Below are 20967 nucleotides of genomic sequence, written 5' to 3'. Positions count from 1 at the left end.
AGAACACAAGTTCGAACACGGGGGGAGTGCCATGACCACCACGATGACCGGCCCGGCCAGTGTCGCGGGTTCCTCGGTGGAGGTGACCGACGACGCGATCATCATTCGGGTCCCGCGGCCTGAGGGGGAGGCGGGTTCGCGCGATGAGCGCGCTGCGCTGGCGGCGTTCGCTGCCCGCGCGGACGGGTTCGCCGGTCTCATCCGGTGGTATCAGTTCGAGGCCGTCAATCGGCTGCGGCGGATGACCGTGGCCGCCGCCGACGAGGTCAGTGCCGACGGGCAGGCGGCCGACGTGTTCACGCGCGTCTACGACCCGATCTGCCAGACGGCGACGTTGTACGCGCAGGCTGCGGGTGCACGTCAGCACACGGCGGAGCGGTTCGTGGAGAATGCCGAGCGGTGCATCGACGAGGCCCCGATGCTCGGCAGGCTCATGCGCGACGGCGTCCTCACGCCGTACTTCTTCGACGGTGTGCTCGCCCAGGTGGCGCTGGTCGACGACGTCGACGTGCTCGCGGCGATCGACGCCGAGGCCGCGCTGCGATTGCAAGAAGCGGGCAAGCTCTCGCGCGCGATCGTCGAATCGATCGTCGCGGCAGTCGTCGCCGAGTTCGACCCGGATGCGGCTCGACGCACGCGTGCAGCGGCGAGGGCTTCGAAGAGGGTCGCCGTCAACCCGGTCAACGAGGCACTGTCCGAGTTCGTCGTCACCGCCGACGCCGCTGACGTGGCCGTGTCGAAGAAGGTGGTTGACGCGATCATCAGCGGTGTGTGCTCGAACGATCCGCGCACCAAGAACGAGCGTCGCAGCGACGCGGCGATCGCGCGCATCAACGGCACGCCGTTCGTCTGCGAGTGCGGTCGTGACGACTGCGCCGCCGAACTCGACGAACAATCCGTCGCAGCCCGCTGCAAGCGGGTCGTCCTGCACGTCGTGGTGCGCGGCGAGACGTTGTCCGGACAGTCCGATCTGCCTGCCTATCTCGACGGATTCGGGCCCATCTCGGCTCCGCACGCCCGGGAGCTGGCGCAGCGGTCCGACGCGGTGGTCCGCGACCTCGACCTCGGCGACCTGCTCGGTGGGATGGCGCAGGCCGGAAATCCGTACCGTCCGACAGCCGCCGCGGACGCGGCGATCCGCGCCCTCCACGGCCAGTGCTCGTGGGTCGGGTGCGACCGGCCCGCATACGAGTCGGACCTCGACCACGTCGTCGAGTTCGACCACTCTGACCCGTGCGCAGGCGGACCGACGTGCGCGTGCAACCTGGCGCCCAAGTGCGAATTCCATCACGGCTTGAAGACTCACGTCCCCGGGTGGGTCGACGAGTTGATCGTCGACGCGAACGGCGTGTTCTGGGTCGAGATCACCTCGCCCGACGGGATGACCACGCGTTCGCGCGCGATGAACTCGTGGCTGCTGCCCGAACTCGGGTTGATCCCGTGCACGCACGGCCCGATCGTCGAATCCCCGACGATCGAGTTCGGCGCAGGCCCGGACCGCCCCTACTCGCGCACGCGGGCCAAACACCGCTATCGCATGCGGGTCCGCGCGGCCAATCGCCGGGCGCGAGAAGCTGAACAGGCCCGCGTCGCCGCCTCGGCCCACGATTGGGGCGAGCCGCCGTTCTGATGCGCACCGGTCGCGGGCCGCGCCGAGACGAGGGACCCTGAGAACAAGGACCCTGAGAACAAGGGAGAGGAGGGAACGTGTCCGACGTACCGAACCTGACCTTCCGCGCTGCGACCCAAGACGTGTTCGACGACGTGGAGACCATGCTCGGGCCGAAACGTCGGCCCGACGCCATCGCATGTTGGTGCCCCACCTACCGACTGGGGGCCTCCGCGACAAACCTCGACGCCGAGGCCCGTCGCCAAGCGGTGTTCGAGCTGTGCGGTCGTCGTCCCGAACCGGGAGTTCTCGCATACGACGAGGTGGGCGACGTCGTGGGTTGGGCGGGCGTCGCGAGACGCAGCGACATCCGTGCCATGGCCGATCACAGCACGTATCCGCCGACCAGCGACGGCGACCCGTGGACGATCTTCTGCCTCCGGACGCGTGGCGGCCGCCGACGCCGCGGGATCGGACAGCGGCTCCTGCACGGCGCTGTCGAATACGCCGTCGAGAAGGGTGCAGACGTTATCGGCGCCTACCCCGGCGACCTGAGCGCCCTCCGGTCCTCGCCAGATCAGCCCTCGGTCACCACGGTGATCTCGATTGGCGACGTGATCTCGACGCGTTGGCCCGCGTCCGAGAGCACTGCGGCGAGTCCGTCGACATCGCGGACGGTGCGGCGCGTCCGCACCAGCTCGTGCGCGACGAGACCCTTGTGATGCTTGTTGAAATGGCTGACCACCTTGCGTGAGCCGTTGGCCAACTCGGTGACGACGGTGGCCGACACCGCGCCGTCCACCGGTCCCAGCTTCTGGTAGACACCCGACCGCAGATCGACGACGAAATCGTCGAGCGCATCGAGGGCAGGCGACAGTGCAGGCTTCCACGCCGCACCCAGGGTTCCTAACCCGGGCAGCTTGGAGCCGCCGGACAAGCGGTACGCCGGAATCAGGTCGGTCGCCGACACCACACCGAACAGCGCCGACCCGATCATCAGCCTGTCGGCGGCCTTCGCCTTTGACGCCCGCGTCATACCCGGATAATCGAGGGCGTCGTACAGCACGCCGGTATAGCGCGTGATCGCTGGACGCGTCGGCGCCCTCCACAGTTCGGCGTTGCGTGCCACCTCGGCGATCGCAGCGTCCGTGGCACCGAGACCGAGGGCGGTACGTGAGGCTGCGAGATCGCCCGCGAGTTCGACGACCGCGTTGGCGATACGGCGTCGAACGGCGTTCAACTCCGGCAGCGACAACGAGTCAAGGTCGAGCGGGGCGGACTTCCCGCCGTCGGACTTGGTCTCCGAAGGAGGCAGGATCACGAGCACGCGACCACCCTAACGAACCCGTAGGCGCCACAACTAAGCTGGTACACCGTGATCACACGCATGTCCGACCTGTTCCTCCGCACGCTTCGAGACGACCCCGCCGACGCGGAGGTGCCGAGCCACAAGCTGTTGGTGCGCGCCGGCTACATCCGACGCAGCGCACCTGGTGTGTACTCGTGGCTGCCGTTGGGGCTCAAGGTGTTCCGCAACGTCGAGAGCCTCGTGCGCCAGGAGATGTACGCGATCGGCGCGCAAGAGATCCTGCTGCCCGCGCTGCTTCCGCGTGACCCGTACGAGGCGACGGGTCGCTGGACCGAGTACGGTCCCAACCTCTTCCGACTCAAGGACCGCAAGGGTGCGGACATGCTCCTGGGCCCGACCCACGAGGAGATCTTCACTCAACTGGTGAAGGGCGAGTACAGCTCGTACAAGGATCTGCCCGTCATCCTCTACCAGGTGCAGACCAAGTACCGCGACGAGGAGCGTCCCCGCGCCGGCCTGCTGCGCGGGCGCGAGTTCGTCATGAAGGACTCGTACTCGTTCGACCTCGACGACGACGCGTTGCAGACGTCCTACGACAAGCACCGCGCCGCCTATCAACGGATCTTCGACAGGCTCGGCGTCGAATATGTCATCGTGCGGGCGACCGCGGGAGCGATGGGCGGCAGCAGGTCTGAAGAGTTCCTCGCCGTGTGCGACGTCGGTGAGGACACATTCGTCCGCAGCACCGAATCGGATTACGCGGCTAACGTCGAAGCCGTCGCCACCACGGGGCCCGACGCGCTACCGTTCGACGGACTGCCGGCCGCCGTGTCGTACGAGACCGGCGACACCCCGACTATCGAGTCGCTCGTCGCCTGGGCCGACGCGACCCTCGACGGCGACTACACGGCCGCCGACACGCTCAAGAACGTCATGGTCAAGATCCGTCAGCCCGGCGGCGACTGGGAGATCACCGCGATCGGCGTGCCCGGCGACCGCGAAGTCGACTTCAAACGTCTCGAAGCATCGGTCGAGCCGAGCGAAGTCGAACTCCTCGACGACGCCGACTTCGCCGCTAATCCGGCACTCGTCAAGGGATACATCGGCCCGAAGGGCGTCCAAACCGCAGAGCTCACCTATCTGGTCGACCCGCGCGTCGTCGACGGCACGTCGTGGATCACCGGAGCCGACGAGCAGGGCCGTCACTACGTGAACCTCGTCGCAGGCCGCGACTTCACGCCGGACGGCGTGATCGAAGCCGCCGAGGTCCGCGACGGCGATCCGTCGCCCGACGGAGCCGGGGTTCTCGAATCGGCCAAGGGCATCGAGATCGGCCACATCTTCCAACTCGGCCGCAAGTACGCCGACGCCTTCGGCCTCGACGTCCTCGGCGAGAACGGCAAACCGGTCCGCGTGACGATGGGCTCATACGGGCTCGGCGTCTCGCGCATGGTTGCGGTCCTCGCCGAACAGATGCACGACGAGAAGGGGCTGCGCTGGCCGCGCGAGGTCGCGCCGTTCGACGTACACCTCGTGATCGCCAACAAGGACGACGTCGCGATCGCCGGCGCAGGCGAGCTCGCCGAGAAACTCGACGCCGCCGGACTCTCGGTCCTGCTCGACGATCGCAAAGCGTCGCCGGGCGTGAAGTTCAAGGACTCCGAGCTCCTCGGCATGCCCGTCGTCGTGGTCGTCGGGCGCGGCTGGGCCAACGGCGCCGTCGAAATCCGTGATCGTTTCAGCGGAGAGTCGACCGAAGTGCCGGTCGACGGCGCGCAAGACGCCATCGTGCGGGCTGTGCGCCGCTGACGCGCATTCCCCAGAGGACCGGGGCCGGGGCCAACTGGCTCGGGGCCAACCGGTTCAGGGCCAACTACCGTGCGCCCGGAAGCGCGACGGTCGACGGGGACAGGCCTGCCACGCCTCGCCAGAAGGTGGTCCGCATGGCGGTGTCGGTGAGTCCGTCCACCCCGAGCCGCCGGATCTTGCCGTCGTCGGCCTGCTCGACGAGCGCACGGTAGGTGCTCGCGCACGTCGTCTCGGCCTGCAGGAGAGCCTTGACCGCGGTCGTGTCGTCGGTCACCTCGAACGGGAGCGTGTAGCCGGCGGCCGGGACCTGCTCGGCCACTCCCGCCGAGACCAGTGCGGCGTTCAACTCGTCACGGCGCACCCGGTGCTCGGCGATGTACTCGCCGACGGTGTTGCGCTGGTCGGATCCCACGAACGCGGTCGTGAGGCCGTAGGTGAAGATTGCCGCGAACTCGGCGTCGACCGCTGTGGTGAGGGCGTCGTTCTGGGTCATGCGAGCTGGACCTCCGCGAGAGTCTTACAGGACGCCGAGATCGACGCGAGGAGACCCGCGACGAAGTCGGATTCGAGGACGGCGCCGTCGGCCGCCGCACGCGTCGACGAGGCGAGTGCGCCGCGCAGCGCGTCGAGCGTCGGCAGCGCTGGACCTGGATCGTCGATCTGATCGGCCGACGACGAGTGGACCCGGCCGATCTCGTCGCGCAACGCCTGCGCGTGCTCGCCTCGTTGCTGCGCGACGACGGTCAACGCCGCCGTGTACTCGGTGGTGCGGGGCGCCAACGCCGCCGCGGCCTTCTGCTGGCGGACCGCGGCCTGCGCATGCGTCACCAGCATGTCGGCGAGGTCGCGTTCCTCGTCAGTCGTCGGCCCGCACGCGGACACCGCGGCACCGGTTGCGACCGCTATCGGAATGGCGGCGGCGCCGCGCAGCACGGTGCGACGGGAGGGACTGAAGTCTGTTGAACGGACGCTCACGTCGTCAAATTCTGCCAGGGTCGGAAATCGACTACACTCAGCAGGCCCTGAACGGGCACCGCGTCGCACGTAAACTCGGTACCGCCGCGCCGCGGGCGCGGTGGGTGGCACGGACGACAATCACGACATCACCGATGCCGCCGACCCGGCCAAGAACACAACCCGGCCAGAACACAACGAGGAGACGATTGCGTATGAGCGGTGATAAGGCCGAAGCCATCGGGCTCGTCGTGGAGCCGATCCTCAGCGCGGTCGGTTACGACCTCGAAGAGATCGCGGTGTTGACCCCGCCGGGACGTCGCGACATCCGCGTCGTCGTCGACCGTGACGGTGGCGCCGACCTGGACGCGCTCGCCGAGCTCAGCCGCGAACTCGACACGGCGCTCGAAGAGGCCGACCTCATGGGCGCGCAACCCTACGATCTGGAAGTCACCACGCCGGGGATCGGACGGCCGCTCACGCTACCCCGGCACTGGCGACGCAACGCTGGCCGTGCCGTGAAACTCGACTACACGCTCGACGGCAGCACTGTGAGCCTCGCCGCGCGCATCGGCCCGCTCGACGGTGACACGGTCACGCTGGTCATCGCCGACAAGGGGCGGATCACGACCGTGGGCGTGCCCCTCGACAGCGTCGAGAAGGCCGTCGTGGACGTCGACTTCCGGCGGCCTGGTGAAGCAGAGCTCCGCGCGTGCGGGCTCGACGATACGGAGATCGCGCGCCGCCGCGCTCCCGCGGACACCGCCACGCCCGATCACGACTGAGCCCGATCACGACCGAGCCCGATCACGACTGAACACTCAGATAACTGAATACATAATCGCGAACACATAACTGGAACCGACAAGCGAATAGGAGCACCTGCCATGCACATCGACATCAACGCGCTGCGGCTGATCGAGGCGGACAAGGGCGTGTCGATCGACACGGTCATCACCGCCATCGAGACGGCCCTGCTCACTGCATACCGCCACACCGACGGATTCGCTCAGCACGCTCGCATCGACGTCAACCGGAAGTCCGGGGCGGTCCGCGTGATGGCGCAGGAAGTCGACGAGGCCGGTGCCGTCGTCCACGAGTGGGACGACACCCCCGAGGGCTTCGGCCGCATCGCCGCCACGACGGCGCGCCAGGTGATCCTGCAGCGTCTGCGCGACGCCGAGAACGAGAAGACCTACGGCGATCTCGTCGCGCACGAGGGTGAGGTCGTCGGCGGCGTCGTGCAGGCCGACGCGCGTCTGAACTCGAAAGGCATCGTCGTCGTGCAGATCGGCACCGACGCGAACGCCGCCGAAGGAATCATCCCGTCCGTCGAGCAGGTTCCGGGGGAGAGCTACAACCACGGTGACCGGATCAAGTGCTATGTCGTCGGGGTCGCCCGTGGTATGCGCGGACCGCAGATCACGCTGTCGCGGACTCACCCGAACCTCGTCCGCAAGCTGTTCTCGCTCGAAGTCCCCGAGATCGCCGACGGCTCCGTCGAGATCGTCGCGGTCGCCCGCGAGGCGGGCCACCGATCGAAGATCGCGGTCCACACCGGCGTTAACGGACTCAATGCGAAGGGCGCCTGCATCGGCCCGATGGGGCAGCGCGTGCGCAACGTGATGAGCGAGCTGTCCGGCGAGAAGATCGACATCATCGACTTCGCCTCCGATCCGGCCGTGTTCGTCGGCAATGCGCTCTCGCCCGCCAAGGTGCTCTCGGTGACCGTGATCGACCATGAGACGAGCGCTGCCCGCGTCATCGTGCCCGACTATCAGCTGTCGCTGGCCATCGGCAAGGAGGGGCAGAACGCTCGGCTGGCGGCCCGGTTGACCGGGTGGCGAATCGACATCCGCTCGGACACCGGCGACGGCGGTCCGCGTGAGGACGCCGACGTGAGTGAGGGAGTCGTCACAGATGGCGGCGTCGCTGACGGTGACGTATCGACTAGCCCCGCTGATGAGATAGACTGATCGATGGCTCCTCTAACGTCGACCGTTCCGGTCCGCACGTGCATCGGATGCCGACGCCGCGATCTCGCATCATCCCTGGTTCGAGTCGTGCGACCGGCGCCCGACAGTACGCAGACCGTCGTGGTAGATGTGAGCAGGACGCTGCCGGGACGAGGAGCCTGGCTGCATCGCGACCCCGACTGCGTGTCGGCAGCGGTGCGGCGCAAGGCATTCGGACCGGCGCTACGGGATCGCGGTTTCACCGTGGCCCCCGACGACCTCGCCGATCTGATCGTCGAGATCACCGAGACGATTCCGTAGGGAATCAGGACAGGTAGCAGAAGACATGAGCACACCGTGAAGTCTCCACGATGAGCACGTTGACCCGAATTAACTGAGGTCGCAGCGGGATGCCCGCTCGACCTCCAAGTGAGGAGAGCAGTGGCAGGCAAGGCCCGCGTTCACGAACTGGCCAAGGAGATCGGCGTCCCCAGCAAGAAGGTGCTGGAACGTCTGAAGGAACAAGGCGAGTTCGTCAAGTCCGCGTCATCGACAGTCGAGGCCCCCGTGGCCCGTCGACTCCGCGAATCTTTCTCCGGCGGCGACGCCGGAGGTGACGTCCAGAAGGCGTCGTCCCAGAAAGAGTCGTCCCAGAAAGAGTCGTCCCAGAACGACTCGTCCCAGAGTGCTTCACAGAAGCCGTCGTCCCCCAAGCCGTCGGCGGCCAAGCCGGGCGGCCCCAAGCCCGGAGCCCCGAAGCCGGCCCCGGCTGCGCCGTCCGCTCCCGAAGCATCGGCTCCGGCCGCTCCGGGGCCGAAGTCGGCGTCGACCCCGGGCCCGCGTCCCGGACCGAAGCCCGCGCCGGCCCCGACTCCGGCGCCCGCACCCACTCCGGCTCCGACGCCGGAGACCCCGCAGGCTCCCGCCGCATCGGCACCCGCGCCCGGTGGTCAGAAGGCTCCCGGACCCCGCCCGGGTCCGCGTCCCGGCCCGCGCACCCCGCGTGTCGGCAACAACCCGTTCTCATCGGCGCCCGCGCCGGCGCCCCGCCCGCAGGGTCCGCGACCCGGCCCCGGCCAGGGTGGACCCCGCCCCGGCGGCGGTCGTCCCGGTGCGGGACGTCCCGGCCAGCAGGGCGCAGGCTCCGGCCGTCCGCCCGCAGGTCAGGGCGGCCCCCGTCCTAGCCCCGGCAATATGCCGTCCCGCCCGTCGCCGGGTGCGATGCCGCAGCGCGCGGCTCGTCCCGACGCACGACCGGGCGGTCGTGGCGGCGGCGGTCGCCCCGGTGGCGGCGGCGGTTTCCGTGGCGGCCCCGGTGGTGGCGGTCCCGGTGGCGGCGCACCGGCAGGCGGCGGTTTCCGCGGTCGTCCCGGTGGCGGCAACCGTGGTCGTGGCGGTGCCGCGGGTGCGTTCGGGCGTCCGGGCGGCGCCCCGCGCCGTGGACGCAAGTCGAAGCGTCAGAAGCGTCAAGAGTACGACTCGATGCAGGCTCCCGCAGTCGGCGGCGTCCGTCTGCCTCGCGGCAACGGTGAGACCATCCGTCTCGCCCGCGGCGCATCACTGTCGGACTTCGCGGAGAAGATTGACGCCAACCCGGCAGCGCTCGTCCAGGCGTTGTTCAACCTCGGCGAGATGGTGACGGCGACCGAGTCGGTCAACGACGAGACGCTTGAGCTGCTCGGCTCGGAGATGAACTACAGCGTCCAGGTCGTCAGTCCGGAGGACGAGGACCGCGAGCTTCTCGAGAAGTTCGACCTCACCTACGGCGAGGACGAAGGCGACGAAGAAGATCTCCAGCAGCGTCCGCCGGTGGTGACCGTCATGGGTCACGTCGACCACGGTAAGACGCGACTGCTCGACACAATCCGTAAGGAGAACGTCGGCGGTTCGGAGGCCGGCGGCATCACCCAGCACATCGGTGCGTACCAGGTGAACACTCACCTCAACGGTGACGATCGCCTGATCACGTTCATCGACACCCCGGGTCACGAGGCGTTCACCGCCATGCGTGCCCGTGGCGCCAAGGCGACCGACATCGCGATCCTCGTGGTCGCCGCCGACGACGGCGTCATGCCGCAGACGGTGGAGGCAGTGAACCACGCGCAGGCGGCTGACGTGCCGATCGTCGTGGCGGTCAACAAGATCGACAAGGAAGGCGCTGACCCGCAGAAGATCCGCGGCCAGCTCACCGAGTACGGTCTGATCCCCGAGGAATACGGCGGCGAGACGATGTTCGTCGATATCTCGGCGAAGCAGGGCGAGAACATCGACGCACTGCTCGAAGCCGTCCTATTGACGGCCGACGCATCGCTCGATCTGCGTGCCAACCCCGACATGGACGCACAGGGTGTGGCCATCGAAGCGCACCTCGACCGCGGTCGGGGTCCGGTGGCGACGGTGCTCATCCAGCGCGGCACCCTGCGGGTCGGTGACTCGATCGTCGCGGGCGACGCCTACGGTCGCGTCCGTCGCATGGTCGACGAGCACGGCGAGGATGTCGCGGAAGCGCTGCCGTCCCGTCCGGTGCAGGTGGTCGGCTTCACGTCCGTCCCGGGCGCAGGCGACAACTTGCTGGTCGTCGAAGAGGATCGGACCGCGCGTCAGATCGCGGACCGTCGTAATGCGCGCAAGCGCAATGCGCTGGCCGCACGCAGCCGCAAGCGGATCAGCCTGGAAGACCTGGACTCGGCTCTCAAGGAGACCAGCCAGCTCAACCTGATCCTCAAGGGCGACAACTCGGGTACCGTCGAGGCCCTCGAAGAGGCGCTCCTGGGCATCGAGATCGACGACGAGGTGTCGTTGCGCATCATCGACCGCGGTGTCGGTGGCGTCACGGAGACCAACGTCAACCTCGCTGCCGCGTCCGACGCGATCATCATCGGCTTCAACGTCCGTGCTGAAGGCAAGGCGACGGAGTTGGCGAACCGCGAAGGCGTCGAGATCCGCTACTACTCGGTGATCTATCGGGCGATCGAGGAGATCGAAGCAGCGCTCAAGGGCATGCTCAAACCGATCTACGAAGAAGTCGAGTTGGGTCGCACCGAGATCCGCGCGATCTTCAAGTCGTCCAAGGTCGGCAACATCGCAGGCTGCATGGTGCAGTCGGGTGTGGTCCGTCGCAACGCCAAGGCGCGTCTGCTGCGTGACAACACCGTGGTCGCCGAGAACCTGACCGTGTCGTCGCTGCGTCGTGAGAAGGACGATGTCACCGAGGTCCGCGAAGGCTTCGAGTGCGGTCTGACGCTCACCTACGGCGACATCAAGGTCGACGACGTCATCGAGACCTACGAAATGGTCGAGAAGGCGAGGGATTGATGACGGCGTCGCAGGAGTTCAACGCAGTCGACGTCGTCATCAAGAGCTACGAGACGGTGGAGAAGGCACGAGACTGATGGTCGATCATGCACGAGCCGCGCGGCTCGCGAAGCGGATCACCACCATAGTGGCGAGCGCTATCGGGTCGGAGATCAAAGATCCCCGCCTGGCCCACGTGACGATCACGGATTGTCGGGTGACCGGGGATCTGCACGATGCGACGGTTTTCTACACGGTGATGGGCGAATCGGTCGACGCCGAACCAGACGTCGTGGGGGCGGCGGCCGGCCTGGCCGCCGCCACCGGGGCGCTGCGTTCCAAGGTCGGCGCAGGAACCGGCGTCCGGTTCACTCCGAGCCTCCGGTTCGAATTGGACACGGTGCCGGACGCGACACGCGCGATGGACGAGCTGTTGGCTCGTGCGCGCGCACAGGACGAGATGGTGGCGCGGGCCGCAGAGGAAGCGAAGCCTGCGGGCGACAGCGACCCCTATCGGCATGACGGCGATTCCGAAGCCGATGATTCCGAACCCGATGAGCCCCATGACCCCGCTGTGGGTCTTACTGGGGACGAACGCTCGTCCGGTGAGGACCGACGCGGGTGACGCGGGCGTCCGCAGCACAGATAGCAGACGCGCTACGTGACCGGGCTTCGGTCGTGATTATCAGTCACGTCCGACCCGACCCCGACACGATCGGCAGTGCGCTGGGGCTCGGCCTCGGACTGAGGTCCCTCGGCGTCGCTGTACGGTGCGGGTTCTCCGGTCCGGAGACGTTGCCCGGTGTGCTGCACGAGCTGCCCGGCGCCGACCTCATCGCGCCGTTGACCCCTCCCTCGCCGGGCGAGGTCGCGGTCGCGGTCGATGCGGCGACGGTCAGTCGTCTGGGCGCGTACGAGGACGTGTTCACGGCGGCGGACACCCGAGTCTGCATCGATCACCACGTGTCGAATGCGGGATTCGGTGATCTTGATTTCATCGACCCCGAGTCGGATTGCACGGCGGTGCTGGTGCTGCAGGTGTTGGACGAGCTCGGCGTCGATCTGACGGCCGACATCGCGACCTGCCTGTATGCGGGTCTGGTCACCGACACGGGTTCATTCAAGTGGGCGCGGCCGGCGTCGTTCCACGTCGCGGCCCGACTCCTCGAATCGGGGGTCGACGCGGCGCAGTGGAGTCGTGCGCTGCTCGACTCGCACCCGTACTCGTGGCTGCAGATGGTCTCTACCGTTCTGGGCACGTCCGTGCTCGACGAGCAGGCGTGCGACGGTCGAGGTCTGGTGTACGCGACGGTCACCGCCGATGAGATGGCCGGACTCGCATGGGACGATTCGGAGAGCGTCATCGACGTCGTCCGGACTGCGCGCGAAGCCGAAGTGGCGGCAGTCTTCAAGGAGGCGACGCCGGGCGAGTGGACGGTGTCGCTGCGCAGCAAGACGTCCGTCGACCTCGTTCCGGTGGCGCGTGCTCTCGGTGGCGGTGGGCACACCCGCGCCGCTGGATACTCCGATTCGGGGACGGCGGCCGACGTCATCGCCCGGTTGCGCGCTCAACTGTAGGCACTCGTGCTCCGGCTCGCCGCATCGGCGCTCGTCGTGCTCGTCGCGCCGCCGCTCTACCTCATGCTCGACCTCGCGGTCGTCGGTCGCCTCGGCGCCGCCGAGCTCGCCGCGTTGGCGGTCGCGACGCTCGTCCTGTCGGTCATCAGCACCCAGTTGACGTTCCTGTCGTACGGGACGACGGCGCGGTCTGCGCGCGCGTACGGCAGCGGCGACCGTGATCGCGCGATCGTCGAGGGCGTGCAGGCGACCTGGATCGCGCTCGGTGTCGGCGCCGTGATTGTGGTGGTCGGCTGGCTGGCAGCACCGTGGGTGACCGGTGCTCTCGTCCCCGACGAGACGGTCGCAGCAGACGCTGCGGGATGGTTGCGGATCGCAGTGTTCGGTGTGCCGTTGATTCTCGTCGCGATGGCGGGCAACGGATGGATGCGCGGCGTTCAGGACACGCGTCGACCCGTCTACTACGTGGTGGGCGGCCTCGCTGTCGGCGCTGTGCTGTGCGTCGGGTTGGTACACGGGGTGGCCGGTCTGCCTCGTCTGGGACTCAACGGCAGTGCGGTAGCCAATCTCGTCGGGCAGTCGATCACCGGTGTGCTCTTCGGTACACGGTTGGTCCGTGCAGCGCCCGCCGGTCTCGCCCCGGATCGTTCGGTGATCGCCGCGCAGGTGCGGATGGGCCGCGATCTCATTGTGCGGAGTCTGTCATTCCAGATCTGTTTCGTGTCGGCCGCCGCGGTCGCCGCCCGCTTCGGCGTCGCGCAGGTGGCCGCGCATCAGGTCGTGTTGCAATTGTGGGAGTTCACGTCGCTGCTGCTCGACTCCCTCGCGATCGCCGCGCAGCAACTCGTCGGCGCGGCGTTGGGCGCCAAGACTTTCGATGTCGCTCGACGTACTGCCCGCAGCGTCACCGGGACGTCGCTCGCGGTGTCTGCGGTGCTCGCCGCGATGCTGGCGGCCGGCGCAGGGGTGCTGCCGAAGATCTTCAGTTCGGACGCCGCGGTCCTCGACGCGATCACCACCCCGTGGTGGTTCTTCGTCGCGATGCTGCCGGTTGCCGGAGTCGTGTTCGCGCTGGACGGCGTCCTGCTCGGCAGCGGAGACGCCGCGTTCCTGCGGACCGCGACGCTCGCCGGCGCGCTGTGCGCGTTCTTCCCGATGATCTGGCTGTCCCTCGTCTTCGACTGGGGGCTTGCCGGAATCTGGACGGGCCTGCTGCTCTTCATGCTCACGCGGCTCGGAGCCGTCGCCTGGCGGGTCCGTTCCGGAGCGTGGGTGCGGTAGGGGTCAGACCTCGTCGAGGGGGACGTTCGGATCGGCGAGCCTGTCGACGTCCACGGTCCTCCCGGATGCGATGAGTTCGGCGATGGCGTCGCCCTGATCCCAGATGTTCACGTTCATGCCTGCGCCGACGGCGCCGTCGGCGAGCCAGAAGGCGAGGAACTCGCGCGTCGCAGTGTCGCCGCGGACGACGACGTCGTTCTCGCCCGACGCGTATCCGCGGTATTCCATGCCGAGGTCGTACTGGTCGGTGAAGAAGTAGGGGAGACGGTCATAGACCTGTGTACCGCCGAGCATGTTCGCGACCGCGACCGCTGGCTGATTCTGGGCGTTCGCCCAGTGCTCCACGCGCAGACGCCCGAGCGACGGGTGATCGTGGTTGGCGATGTCGCCGACCGCATAGATGTCGGGGTCGCTGGTCTGCAGGCGCGCGTTCACGTCGACGCCGTTGGAGACATCCAGTCCGGCGTCGCGGGCGAGGTCGACGTTCGGGACGGCGCCGATGCCGACGAGGACAGCGTCGGCGGGAATCTGATCTCCGTCGCCGGTCGTGACCGATCGGGGCGCCACCGTGTCGACGCCCACGCCGAGTCGGAGGTCGACCCCGTGCTCGCGGTGCAGGTCGGCGAACACACGTCCGATCCGCGAGCCGAGGATCTTCTCCAACGGCTGCTCCTGGGGTTCTATCAGCGTGACGTCGCTGCCCGACTGGCGTGCGGTGGCGGCGACTTCCAGGCCTATCCAACCGCCGCCGACTACGACGAGGTGCCGCCCCGGGCCGATGGCGTCGTGGATCTGCTCGGACTGGTCGATGCTCCGCAGATAGAGCGCTCCGTCGGCGCCGTCCATGCGTCGCGACGACGAACCGGTCGCCAGCAATAGCTTCGAGTACGCGACGGGTGTTCCGTCGTCGAGATGTACCTCGTGCGCGTCGCGGTCGATACGAACGGCGCGGACACCGATGCGGACGTCGATGTCGTGGGCCACGTACCAGTCCGCGTCGAAGGTGAACGCGTCCGCGCGCTCGTCGCTGCCCGCGAGGTATCCCTTCGAGAGCGGTGGTCGCTCGTAGGGGAGATGCTGCTCCTCGGCGATCAGCACGATCGCCGCGTCGTACCCTTGATCGCGGAGCGCCTCCGCAGCTTTGGCGCCCGCCAATCCTCCACCGATGATCACCTGTGCGTCGCTCATGACCCCACCGTACGCCCGGCCTCGGTGCGGCAGAAGGGCTCGATCGTGTCCTTGTTCGGCCCGCTCGGAGAGCGGTCTGCCAGGGCGATCTCAGGCGGCCCGGATCGCTTCGCGCACGGCGACTTCCATGCGCAGGACGCCGTTCGCAGCGAGCGCGGTGACGCTGCTGATGACGGCGGCTCCGGTGACCGTGGTCGTCATCGGCTCGTCGCTCAACGCGGAGCCGATCATGAAGACGAACATGCAGAAGTAGCCCAGTCCGGTGACGAGGAAGGCCCCGATCACGCCGAGGACGCCGATACTGCGCCCCCGTGCGACCGACCACGCGAGGACATACGTACACGGCCAGCCGATCAGGATCGGCATGGTGAAGTCGCCGGACAGCAGAGCCACGGCCAGCGGGATGATCATTGATCCGAGGGCGGTGTAGGCGGCGGCCCGCTTGCGGTCGGCTTTCGCGTACACGGCGATGAAGGCGCTGTAGGCGACGGCGTTCGCGAGCAACACGAGGACGATCAGCCACGGTTCGAGCGTCGTCGACATCGTGAACATGACCGCTGGGATGCAGCTGGACACGGCGAGGACGGCCGTACCGGACGCGGCCCGTAGAAGTGCGCTCACAGCGTGAGCATAGGCCGCGGCGGTGGCCGCGTCGTTCAGACGGGAGACTGGCGAGACATCACGCCTGCTCGACGGAGGTGGCCGGCCAACCCCCGCGTGAGGGGCAGCGAGTCCAGCTCGTCGTCGGTGCACCACCGGACTGCGTCCGCATCGTCCCCGGCGTGCAGCGTTCCGCCGAGGACAGTCGCCGCGAAGTCGTGAATCTCGAATACGCCGAACTCGCCGTACGGCACTTCGACGGCCCACAGCTCGACGCCGATTTCCACGTGCAGGCCGGTCTCTTCGAGCACTTCTCGGCGCGCCGCCTCAGCGAATGTCTCGCCGTCTTCGACGTGGCCGCCGGGCACCGACCAGCGCCCCTTCTCGGGTTCGTGGCCACGTTGGACGAGGAGGACGCGGCCCACGTCGTCGACGATCACGGCGCTGGCCGCGAGTGCTCGTGTCATCGCTCCACCGTAATCCCACGCGCGTGCCGATCGGTACCGCCGTGGCAGCATGGTCGCCATGGCGACACTCTGGGCGATCAGCGATCTGCACGTGGCGCATCGTGGAAACGAAGACATGATCGACCGGATCCGGCCGACGGGGGAGGGCGACTGGCTGATCGTGGCCGGCGACGTCGCCGAACGCACCGACGACATCATCGACACCCTCCGCCGTCTCGCGGCTCGTTTCGAGACGGTCGTCTGGGTGCCTGGCAACCACGAGCTGTACACGACGGCGAAGGACCCGCTGCAGATCTTCGGGGTGGCCCGCTACGACTACCTCGTCCAGGCGTGTCGGGAGATCGGCGTCGTCACCCCCGAGGACATCTACCCGCTGTTCGACCCGCGCGACGGGAGTGGTCCGGTGCGCGTAGTCCCCATGTTCCTGCTGTACGACTACACGTTCCGACCGGAAGGGACCACGACGGCGCTCCAGGCCTTGGCCGTCGCCCGCGACCGAAACGTGGTCGCAACCGACGAGTTCCTGCTGTCGCCGGAGCCGTTCGGCACACGCGACGCGTGGGGCCGCGACCGCGTCGCGCAGACGCTCCGACGTCTCGAAGCGCTCGACCCGGCGGAGGAGACGGTCCTGATCAACCATTGGCCGTTGCGGCGCGAACCCTGCGACGTGCTCATGTACCCGGAGTTCGCGCTGTGGTGCGGCAGCGAGCTCACCGCGGACTGGCACACCCGCTTCAACGCGATGTGCAGCGTCTACGGACATCTGCACATTCCGCGGACCACCTGGTACGACGACGTCCGGTTCGAGGAGGTATCGGTCGGTTACCCGCGCGAGTGGAAGCGGCGTGGTCTGCCCGAGCCGCTGCTGAGACAGATCGTGCCCGACCCGGGAACCCGCCCCGCAGACGTGCCCCATCAGGGGCTTCGATTCGAGGTGCCGCCCGACTACGAGGAGCGTGCAGCCGAGTTTCGGCGCAGCATCGAGGACCGGCGGGCGCGGCGAGCGTCCCGCGAATCGGAGTAGTTCCAGCGCATGGCACCATTGACCGCATGATTTCGCGACTCATGCCAGCCGGTGTCGGCGCGGCCGAGACGTTCGACGACCCGCCCGGTCTGACAGCGATGCCTGCCGAGGAACCGTTGATCGCGAAGGCTGTCGAGAAGCGTCGCCGTGAGTTCATCACGGCGCGCCATTGTGCCCGGCAAGCGTTGGCCCAGTTGGGTTTCGACCCGGCGCCCATCCTGCGTGGCGAACGGGGCATGCCGTTGTGGCCCGGCCAGGTTGTCGGCAGCATGACGCACTGTGACGGGTACCGCGCAGCCGTCGCCGCCTACTCGATGCAGGTGCGGTCGCTCGGCATCGACGCCGAACCACACCTCGCGCTGCCCGACGGTGTGCTCGACCACACCTCGGTGCAGGCCGAACGTGATGTCCTCGCGACTCGTGACGATGCGATCGCATGGGATCGTCTCCTGTTCTGCGCAAAGGAGGCCACCTACAAGGCGTGGTTCCCGATCACGCACCGCTGGCTGGGCTTCGAGGACGCGCACATCGTGTTCGACCGCGATCCGGCCGGTACCGGTAACCCGATCAGTGCCGATGGCCCGATCACCGGCACTTTCACCTCGACCATCCTGGTCGACGGCACGACGATCGACGGGGGTGCGCCGCTGCTCACACTGCCCGGCCGCTGGGCCGTCGCCGACGGCCTGATCCTGACCACGATTGCGCTGACCTGACATGGCTGATCTGTCCATCGAGAACGCCGGGCTCCTCGTCCTCGACAAGGCGGCAGGCGTCACCAGCCACGACATGGTCGCCAAGTCGCGCAAGGCTTTCGGGACTCGCCGCGTCGGCCACGCCGGCACGCTCGACCCGATGGCCACCGGGGTCCTCGTGCTCGGCATCGAACGTGCGACCAAACTTCTCGGCCTGCTGTCGTTGACGACGAAGTCGTACACGGCGACCATCCGGCTCGGACAGTCAACCGACACCGACGACGCCGAAGGCGCCCCGATCGGCACGTTCGACACGTCCGCGGTGACCGACGACCAGATCGCGGCCGGAGTCGCCGAGCTGACCGGAGAGATCGATCAGGTGCCTGCACGCGTCAGCGCCATCAAGGTCGACGGCAAACGCGCGCACGCGTTGGCCCGGACCGGTGAGGAGTTCGAACTCGCCGCGCGGAGGGTGACGGTGTCTCGCTTCGACGTACTCGACACCCGACACACCGACGGATTCATTGACCTCGACGTCGAAGTCGACTGTTCGTCGGGTACCTACGTTCGCTCTCTCGCACGCGATCTCGGGGCCGGACTCGGTGTCGGCGGGCATCTCACTGCGCTGCGCCGAACCGCCGTCGGGCCGTTCACCCTCGAACGCGCCCGCACGATGGACGCGGTCACCGCACAGCCCGGCCTCAGCATGGGCATCGACGACGCTGCGAAGCTCTGCTTCCCGCTGCGCGACATCTCCGACGACGAAGCCGAATCGATCAGCCAGGGACGCTGGCTCGAGCCGATCGGCCACAAGGGCGTCTACACCGTCGTCGACCCGTCCGGGCAGGCTATCGCGCTGGTCCAGGAGAAGGGGCGGCGCGCTAGCTCGGTCATGGTGGTGCGGCCAGCCAACCTGCGCTGAGAATCCGGTGCCCCTATAGCGGGAGTGCGCGCGCGTCGACGACAGACTTCATGACGAGCGTCGACGTCAGCTTCTGGACGCCGGGGAGCGATGACAGGCGTGCGTCGTACAACTCCTGATAGTCGGACTGGTCCTTCGCGACCACACGCAGTAGATAGTCCGGTACGCCGAACAGCCGCTGGGCGTGCAGGATGTGCGGAACCGCGACAACCGCGTCCTCGAACGCGACGAGCGCATCGCGGGTCGCTGCCTCCATCGTGACGAAGACGAGGGCCTCGAACGCGAATCCGAGCTCTGCCGGGTCGAGTTGCGCGTGGTACCCGAGGACGGCTCCACCCGACTCCAAGGCCTTGAGGCGGCGGTGACACGGCGAGATGCTCAAGCCGACACGGTCGGCCAGATCGGTGACAGAGATCCGCCCATCCTCTTGAAGGAGAGAAAGAATCTTCTTATCGATGGCGTCCATGACACAGAATCTACCCCATTGGACGGTACATCGTAGAAAGATAGGGAAGTAATCCCACCATCATTCTCATAGAATTTCAATCAGTGTTTTGGCTGATGAGGGTAGGTGATCCGGGTGCAGGCAGGGACGGTCGCGTGCGCCTGTTACGTCGGGTGGCTGGGCTGGGGCGCGCTGCGCGATCCGCCCGCCCCGGAGGTCGCTGTCGCAGCGGCGAGTGGTGCCTCATGGAAGTCGCATGCGCGCACCGGCTTCGGAGTGAGTGCCCTCAATCCGAAGGTTCTCCTTCTGTTCGTCGCACTCTTGCCGCAGTTTACGTCGGCGTCGTCGCCGTGGCCGATCGGCGTGCAGATCGTGTGTCTCGGCGTGGTCCACGTCGCGAGCACCGCGGTCGTCTACTCCGCCGTCGCCGGTGGTGCCGGGAGAGCGCTGCGCGCCCGTCCGGCCCTCGCGCGAACTGTGGGGCGCGTTTCGGGCGTCGTCATGATGATCGTCGCCATCGTGCTGGTAGTCGAACAAGCGGTCGTCTAGCGTCGCTCGGTTGATCGAGCGCGGCTCGCCGTCGGCGAGATCACCACATCTTCCGCTTCCGGACCGGGCGCTGGGAATTGAGTTCGTCATGTTGCATCCGGAGGACCTGTTCTTGGCGACGCTGCATGAGTGTCGCATGCCGTTGCTGCCGTCGAGCATCCGCGAGCGACGCCTTCTGCTGGAAATCGGCGTGCTTGCGACGGCGACGGTTGAGATACCACCGGCCGATGTTCGCCGCTTCGGAACCGGTCGAGCGCAATGTCGACCGCACGATGCTCGGTTGGTCAACCCCTGGAACGACTGGCGTGATCGCCGGCGCTGCGGTGGAGGCTACGAACGGTTCAGTGAATCCATCCGTGATCGAAAGGACCATCCGCATGGATTGCGATTGGAGGCGTCGATACTCATCCTGGGTCGGCGGAAGCGCTCCACGCAGCCAGTCGAGGAGGGGCGCGATGCCTTCGGAGGCGGCGACCAGTGGCGGGTGTGTACCCGCCATGGAGTTGTCGACGGTGATCGTGCCCGGGCTGCTCGGGTGCAGAAGCACAGCGGCGCCTACTTCGATCGGGTGGAACATCTGCCGAACCACAGCGACGCCATGGGTGAATCCACTGTCGCGTACTTGTTGATTCTGGCCGGCCCCGCCGATCATCGCGTCGCCGAACCATCGCCAGTGCATCGCCTGCCAGTACTTCGAGTCCACCAGGAGCACACGATTCGCGCACACGAGTGCATGATCGATGTCGGCGTGGACCGGGCCGGGGTACTTCAACCCGTGCACGATCTGAACGTACGGAGCCAGCCCGGCCCGTTCGATCTCCCGCAGGAAGATGTCACCGGAGAGTTGCTCCCCGATCATCCCGAGATGACCGCGGCGAGCAGAAAACCCCAGCCGATCAGCAGTGGTACGAAGACCGGCGGTGAGGTCGTCGCCGCTCCCAAGAGAATGGAGACGAGGATCGTCGCGGCGGCTGCGAACCATGAGTTGAGTCGAATCGCGTATCCGCTTGCGACGACGAGCCCGATTGCGAGGATCACTGAGACAGACAGCGAAACCGGTAGCGCGAAGGTCGACGCGGATGCGCCTGTGGCATGGAAGAGCAGCGATGCGAACGGGATGAGTGCCGCCGCGACCGCGATGGCCAGGCAGAATGCTTCGAGTCGACGTGCGGTCGACTCTCCGGTGATCGTGTATTCGTACTGCGGTGGCAGTGTGGTTCCCGCGTAATGCCCAATGAGGTGTCCGTGGTTCGACATGCCGCTCCTGGATAGCCAACGAAGTGCAACT

The 20967-nt window shown here is 67.5% G+C and carries 22 protein-coding genes and 1 pseudogene; 14 read left to right on the top strand and 9 right to left on the bottom strand.

Going from position 1 to position 20967, the window contains the following annotated elements; translation table 11 throughout:
- Positions 1-31: 31 nt before the first annotated feature.
- Together L5G33_RS06885 and L5G33_RS19485 are read left to right on the top strand one after the other, a co-directional pair.
- Entirely contained in the window at positions 32-1630 is a 1599-nt protein-coding gene (locus L5G33_RS06885; protein WP_236997417.1) for a DUF222 domain-containing protein, read from the top strand.
- Positions 1631-1773: 143 nt separating this feature from the next.
- Positions 1774-2130 (top strand): annotated as a pseudogene (locus L5G33_RS19485) (GNAT family N-acetyltransferase); the annotation flags it as partial.
- 56 nt (positions 2131-2186) lie between these two features.
- Here the strand turns inward: L5G33_RS19485 and L5G33_RS06880 are convergent.
- Positions 2187-2936: a YaaA family protein gene (locus L5G33_RS06880; RefSeq protein ID WP_236997416.1), complete on the bottom strand. Its 750-nt coding sequence runs from the start codon at positions 2934-2936 to the stop codon at positions 2187-2189.
- 60 nt (positions 2937-2996) lie between these two features.
- Between L5G33_RS06880 and L5G33_RS06875 the strand changes: the two genes are divergently transcribed.
- Positions 2997-4727: a proline--tRNA ligase gene (locus L5G33_RS06875; protein WP_236997648.1), complete on the top strand. Its 1731-nt coding sequence runs from the start codon at positions 2997-2999 to the stop codon at positions 4725-4727.
- Between the two features lie 64 nt (positions 4728-4791).
- Here L5G33_RS06875 and L5G33_RS06870 read toward each other — a convergent pair whose 3' ends face one another.
- Together L5G33_RS06870 and L5G33_RS06865 are read right to left on the bottom strand one after the other, a co-directional pair.
- Positions 4792-5220, bottom strand: a complete 429-nt coding sequence (locus L5G33_RS06870) for a ferritin-like domain-containing protein (protein ID WP_236997415.1) — start codon at positions 5218-5220, stop codon at positions 4792-4794.
- The gene (locus L5G33_RS06865) at positions 5217-5702 is read right to left on the bottom strand and encodes a ferritin family protein (protein WP_236997414.1); all 486 of its coding nucleotides are present in this window, start codon (positions 5700-5702) and stop codon (positions 5217-5219) included. Before L5G33_RS06865 ends, L5G33_RS06870 begins: the two co-directional genes overlap by 4 nt.
- Positions 5703-5896: 194 nt before the next feature.
- Between L5G33_RS06865 and rimP the strand changes: the two genes are divergently transcribed.
- The 7 genes from rimP (at position 5897) to L5G33_RS06830 (ending at position 13789) form a co-directional block, all read left to right on the top strand.
- Positions 5897-6466, top strand: coding sequence for a ribosome maturation factor RimP (gene rimP / locus L5G33_RS06860; protein ID WP_236997413.1), 570 nt, complete (start codon positions 5897-5899; stop codon positions 6464-6466).
- Between the two features lie 102 nt (positions 6467-6568).
- A complete protein-coding gene (nusA, locus tag L5G33_RS06855) occupies positions 6569-7657 on the top strand; it encodes a transcription termination factor NusA (RefSeq protein ID WP_236997412.1) in 1089 nt (362 codons plus the stop codon).
- Positions 7658-7660: 3 nt separating this feature from the next.
- On the top strand, positions 7661-7957 hold the full coding sequence (locus L5G33_RS06850) for a YlxR family protein (protein ID WP_236997411.1): 297 nt from the start codon (positions 7661-7663) through the stop codon (positions 7955-7957).
- A gap of 120 nt (positions 7958-8077) precedes the next feature.
- The gene (gene infB / locus L5G33_RS06845; protein WP_236997410.1) at positions 8078-10951 is read left to right on the top strand and encodes a translation initiation factor IF-2; all 2874 of its coding nucleotides are present in this window, start codon (positions 8078-8080) and stop codon (positions 10949-10951) included.
- 76 nt (positions 10952-11027) lie between these two features.
- On the top strand, positions 11028-11555 hold the full coding sequence (gene rbfA, locus L5G33_RS06840; protein WP_236997409.1) for a 30S ribosome-binding factor RbfA: 528 nt from the start codon (positions 11028-11030) through the stop codon (positions 11553-11555).
- Positions 11552-12508: a DHH family phosphoesterase gene (locus tag L5G33_RS06835; RefSeq protein ID WP_236997408.1), complete on the top strand. Its 957-nt coding sequence runs from the start codon at positions 11552-11554 to the stop codon at positions 12506-12508. Before rbfA ends, L5G33_RS06835 begins: the two co-directional genes overlap by 4 nt.
- A 6-nt stretch (positions 12509-12514) precedes the next feature.
- A complete protein-coding gene (locus L5G33_RS06830; protein ID WP_308191543.1) occupies positions 12515-13789 on the top strand; it encodes an MATE family efflux transporter in 1275 nt (424 codons plus the stop codon).
- 3 nt (positions 13790-13792) lie between these two features.
- Here the strand turns inward: L5G33_RS06830 and L5G33_RS06825 are convergent, their stop codons facing one another.
- The 3 genes from L5G33_RS06825 to L5G33_RS06815 form a co-directional block, all read right to left on the bottom strand.
- Positions 13793-14977: an NAD(P)/FAD-dependent oxidoreductase gene (locus L5G33_RS06825; RefSeq protein ID WP_236997407.1), complete on the bottom strand. Its 1185-nt coding sequence runs from the start codon at positions 14975-14977 to the stop codon at positions 13793-13795.
- 90 nt (positions 14978-15067) lie between these two features.
- A complete protein-coding gene (locus L5G33_RS06820) occupies positions 15068-15598 on the bottom strand; it encodes a hypothetical protein (RefSeq protein ID WP_236997406.1) in 531 nt (176 codons plus the stop codon).
- A 35-nt stretch (positions 15599-15633) separates the two neighbouring features.
- Positions 15634-16044: an NUDIX hydrolase gene (locus tag L5G33_RS06815; RefSeq protein ID WP_236997405.1), complete on the bottom strand. Its 411-nt coding sequence runs from the start codon at positions 16042-16044 to the stop codon at positions 15634-15636.
- 58 nt (positions 16045-16102) lie between these two features.
- Between L5G33_RS06815 and L5G33_RS06810 the strand changes: the two genes are divergently transcribed.
- Genes L5G33_RS06810 through truB form a run of 3 tightly spaced genes read left to right on the top strand, consistent with a single transcriptional unit; the run spans position 16103 to position 18685 of the window.
- Positions 16103-17068: a metallophosphoesterase family protein gene (locus tag L5G33_RS06810; protein WP_236997404.1), complete on the top strand. Its 966-nt coding sequence runs from the start codon at positions 16103-16105 to the stop codon at positions 17066-17068.
- A 26-nt stretch (positions 17069-17094) separates the two neighbouring features.
- Entirely contained in the window at positions 17095-17784 is a 690-nt protein-coding gene (locus L5G33_RS06805; RefSeq protein WP_236997403.1) for a 4'-phosphopantetheinyl transferase family protein, read from the top strand.
- A 1-nt stretch (position 17785) separates the two neighbouring features.
- A complete protein-coding gene (gene truB / locus L5G33_RS06800; protein ID WP_236997402.1) occupies positions 17786-18685 on the top strand; it encodes a tRNA pseudouridine(55) synthase TruB in 900 nt (299 codons plus the stop codon).
- 13 nt (positions 18686-18698) lie between these two features.
- Here truB and L5G33_RS06795 read toward each other — a convergent pair whose 3' ends face one another.
- Positions 18699-19151 (bottom strand): Lrp/AsnC family transcriptional regulator, encoded by a 453-nt coding sequence (locus tag L5G33_RS06795; RefSeq protein WP_236997401.1) that lies wholly within the window; start codon positions 19149-19151, stop codon positions 18699-18701.
- Between the two features lie 105 nt (positions 19152-19256).
- Between L5G33_RS06795 and L5G33_RS06790 the strand changes: the two genes are divergently transcribed.
- Positions 19257-19679: a LysE family translocator gene (locus L5G33_RS06790; protein WP_236997400.1), complete on the top strand. Its 423-nt coding sequence runs from the start codon at positions 19257-19259 to the stop codon at positions 19677-19679.
- A gap of 40 nt (positions 19680-19719) precedes the next feature.
- Here the strand turns inward: L5G33_RS06790 and L5G33_RS06785 are convergent, their stop codons facing one another.
- Both L5G33_RS06785 and L5G33_RS06780 read right to left on the bottom strand, forming a co-directional pair.
- Positions 19720-20538, bottom strand: a complete 819-nt coding sequence (locus tag L5G33_RS06785) for a nuclease-related domain-containing protein (RefSeq protein ID WP_236997399.1) — start codon at positions 20536-20538, stop codon at positions 19720-19722.
- Positions 20535-20936, bottom strand: a complete 402-nt coding sequence (locus L5G33_RS06780; RefSeq protein ID WP_236997398.1) for a hypothetical protein — start codon at positions 20934-20936, stop codon at positions 20535-20537. The genes L5G33_RS06785 and L5G33_RS06780 overlap by 4 nt, the downstream gene beginning before the upstream one ends.
- Between the last annotated feature and the right edge of the window lie 31 nt (positions 20937-20967).

Source organism: Gordonia liuliyuniae, from assembly GCF_021738805.1.
GTDB classification, from domain to species: domain Bacteria; phylum Actinomycetota; class Actinomycetes; order Mycobacteriales; family Mycobacteriaceae; genus Gordonia; species Gordonia liuliyuniae.
This window is presented reverse-complemented; position numbering and strand designations above follow the sequence as displayed.

Excerpts from the sequence above, each read along its gene's own strand:
- L5G33_RS06885 (WP_236997417.1), top strand. The coding sequence starts at position 32 with ATGACCACCACGATGACCGGCCCGGCCAGTGTCGCGGGTTCCTCGGTG.
- L5G33_RS06875 (WP_236997648.1), top strand. The coding sequence starts at position 2,997 with ATGTCCGACCTGTTCCTCCGCACGCTTCGAGACGACCCCGCCGACGCG.
- L5G33_RS06870 (WP_236997415.1), bottom strand. The coding sequence starts at position 5,220 with ATGACCCAGAACGACGCCCTCACCACAGCGGTCGACGCCGAGTTCGCG.
- rimP (WP_236997413.1), top strand. The coding sequence starts at position 5,897 with ATGAGCGGTGATAAGGCCGAAGCCATCGGGCTCGTCGTGGAGCCGATC.
- nusA (WP_236997412.1), top strand. The coding sequence starts at position 6,569 with ATGCACATCGACATCAACGCGCTGCGGCTGATCGAGGCGGACAAGGGC.
- L5G33_RS06850 (WP_236997411.1), top strand. The coding sequence starts at position 7,661 with ATGGCTCCTCTAACGTCGACCGTTCCGGTCCGCACGTGCATCGGATGC.
- rbfA (WP_236997409.1), top strand. The coding sequence starts at position 11,028 with ATGGTCGATCATGCACGAGCCGCGCGGCTCGCGAAGCGGATCACCACC.
- L5G33_RS06825 (WP_236997407.1), bottom strand. The coding sequence starts at position 14,977 with ATGAGCGACGCACAGGTGATCATCGGTGGAGGATTGGCGGGCGCCAAA.
- L5G33_RS06815 (WP_236997405.1), bottom strand. The coding sequence starts at position 16,044 with ATGACACGAGCACTCGCGGCCAGCGCCGTGATCGTCGACGACGTGGGC.
- L5G33_RS06810 (WP_236997404.1), top strand. The coding sequence starts at position 16,103 with ATGGCGACACTCTGGGCGATCAGCGATCTGCACGTGGCGCATCGTGGA.
- L5G33_RS06805 (WP_236997403.1), top strand. The coding sequence starts at position 17,095 with ATGATTTCGCGACTCATGCCAGCCGGTGTCGGCGCGGCCGAGACGTTC.
- truB (WP_236997402.1), top strand. The coding sequence starts at position 17,786 with ATGGCTGATCTGTCCATCGAGAACGCCGGGCTCCTCGTCCTCGACAAG.
- L5G33_RS06795 (WP_236997401.1), bottom strand. The coding sequence starts at position 19,151 with ATGGACGCCATCGATAAGAAGATTCTTTCTCTCCTTCAAGAGGATGGG.
- L5G33_RS06785 (WP_236997399.1), bottom strand. The coding sequence starts at position 20,538 with ATGATCGGGGAGCAACTCTCCGGTGACATCTTCCTGCGGGAGATCGAA.
- L5G33_RS06780 (WP_236997398.1), bottom strand. The coding sequence starts at position 20,936 with ATGTCGAACCACGGACACCTCATTGGGCATTACGCGGGAACCACACTG.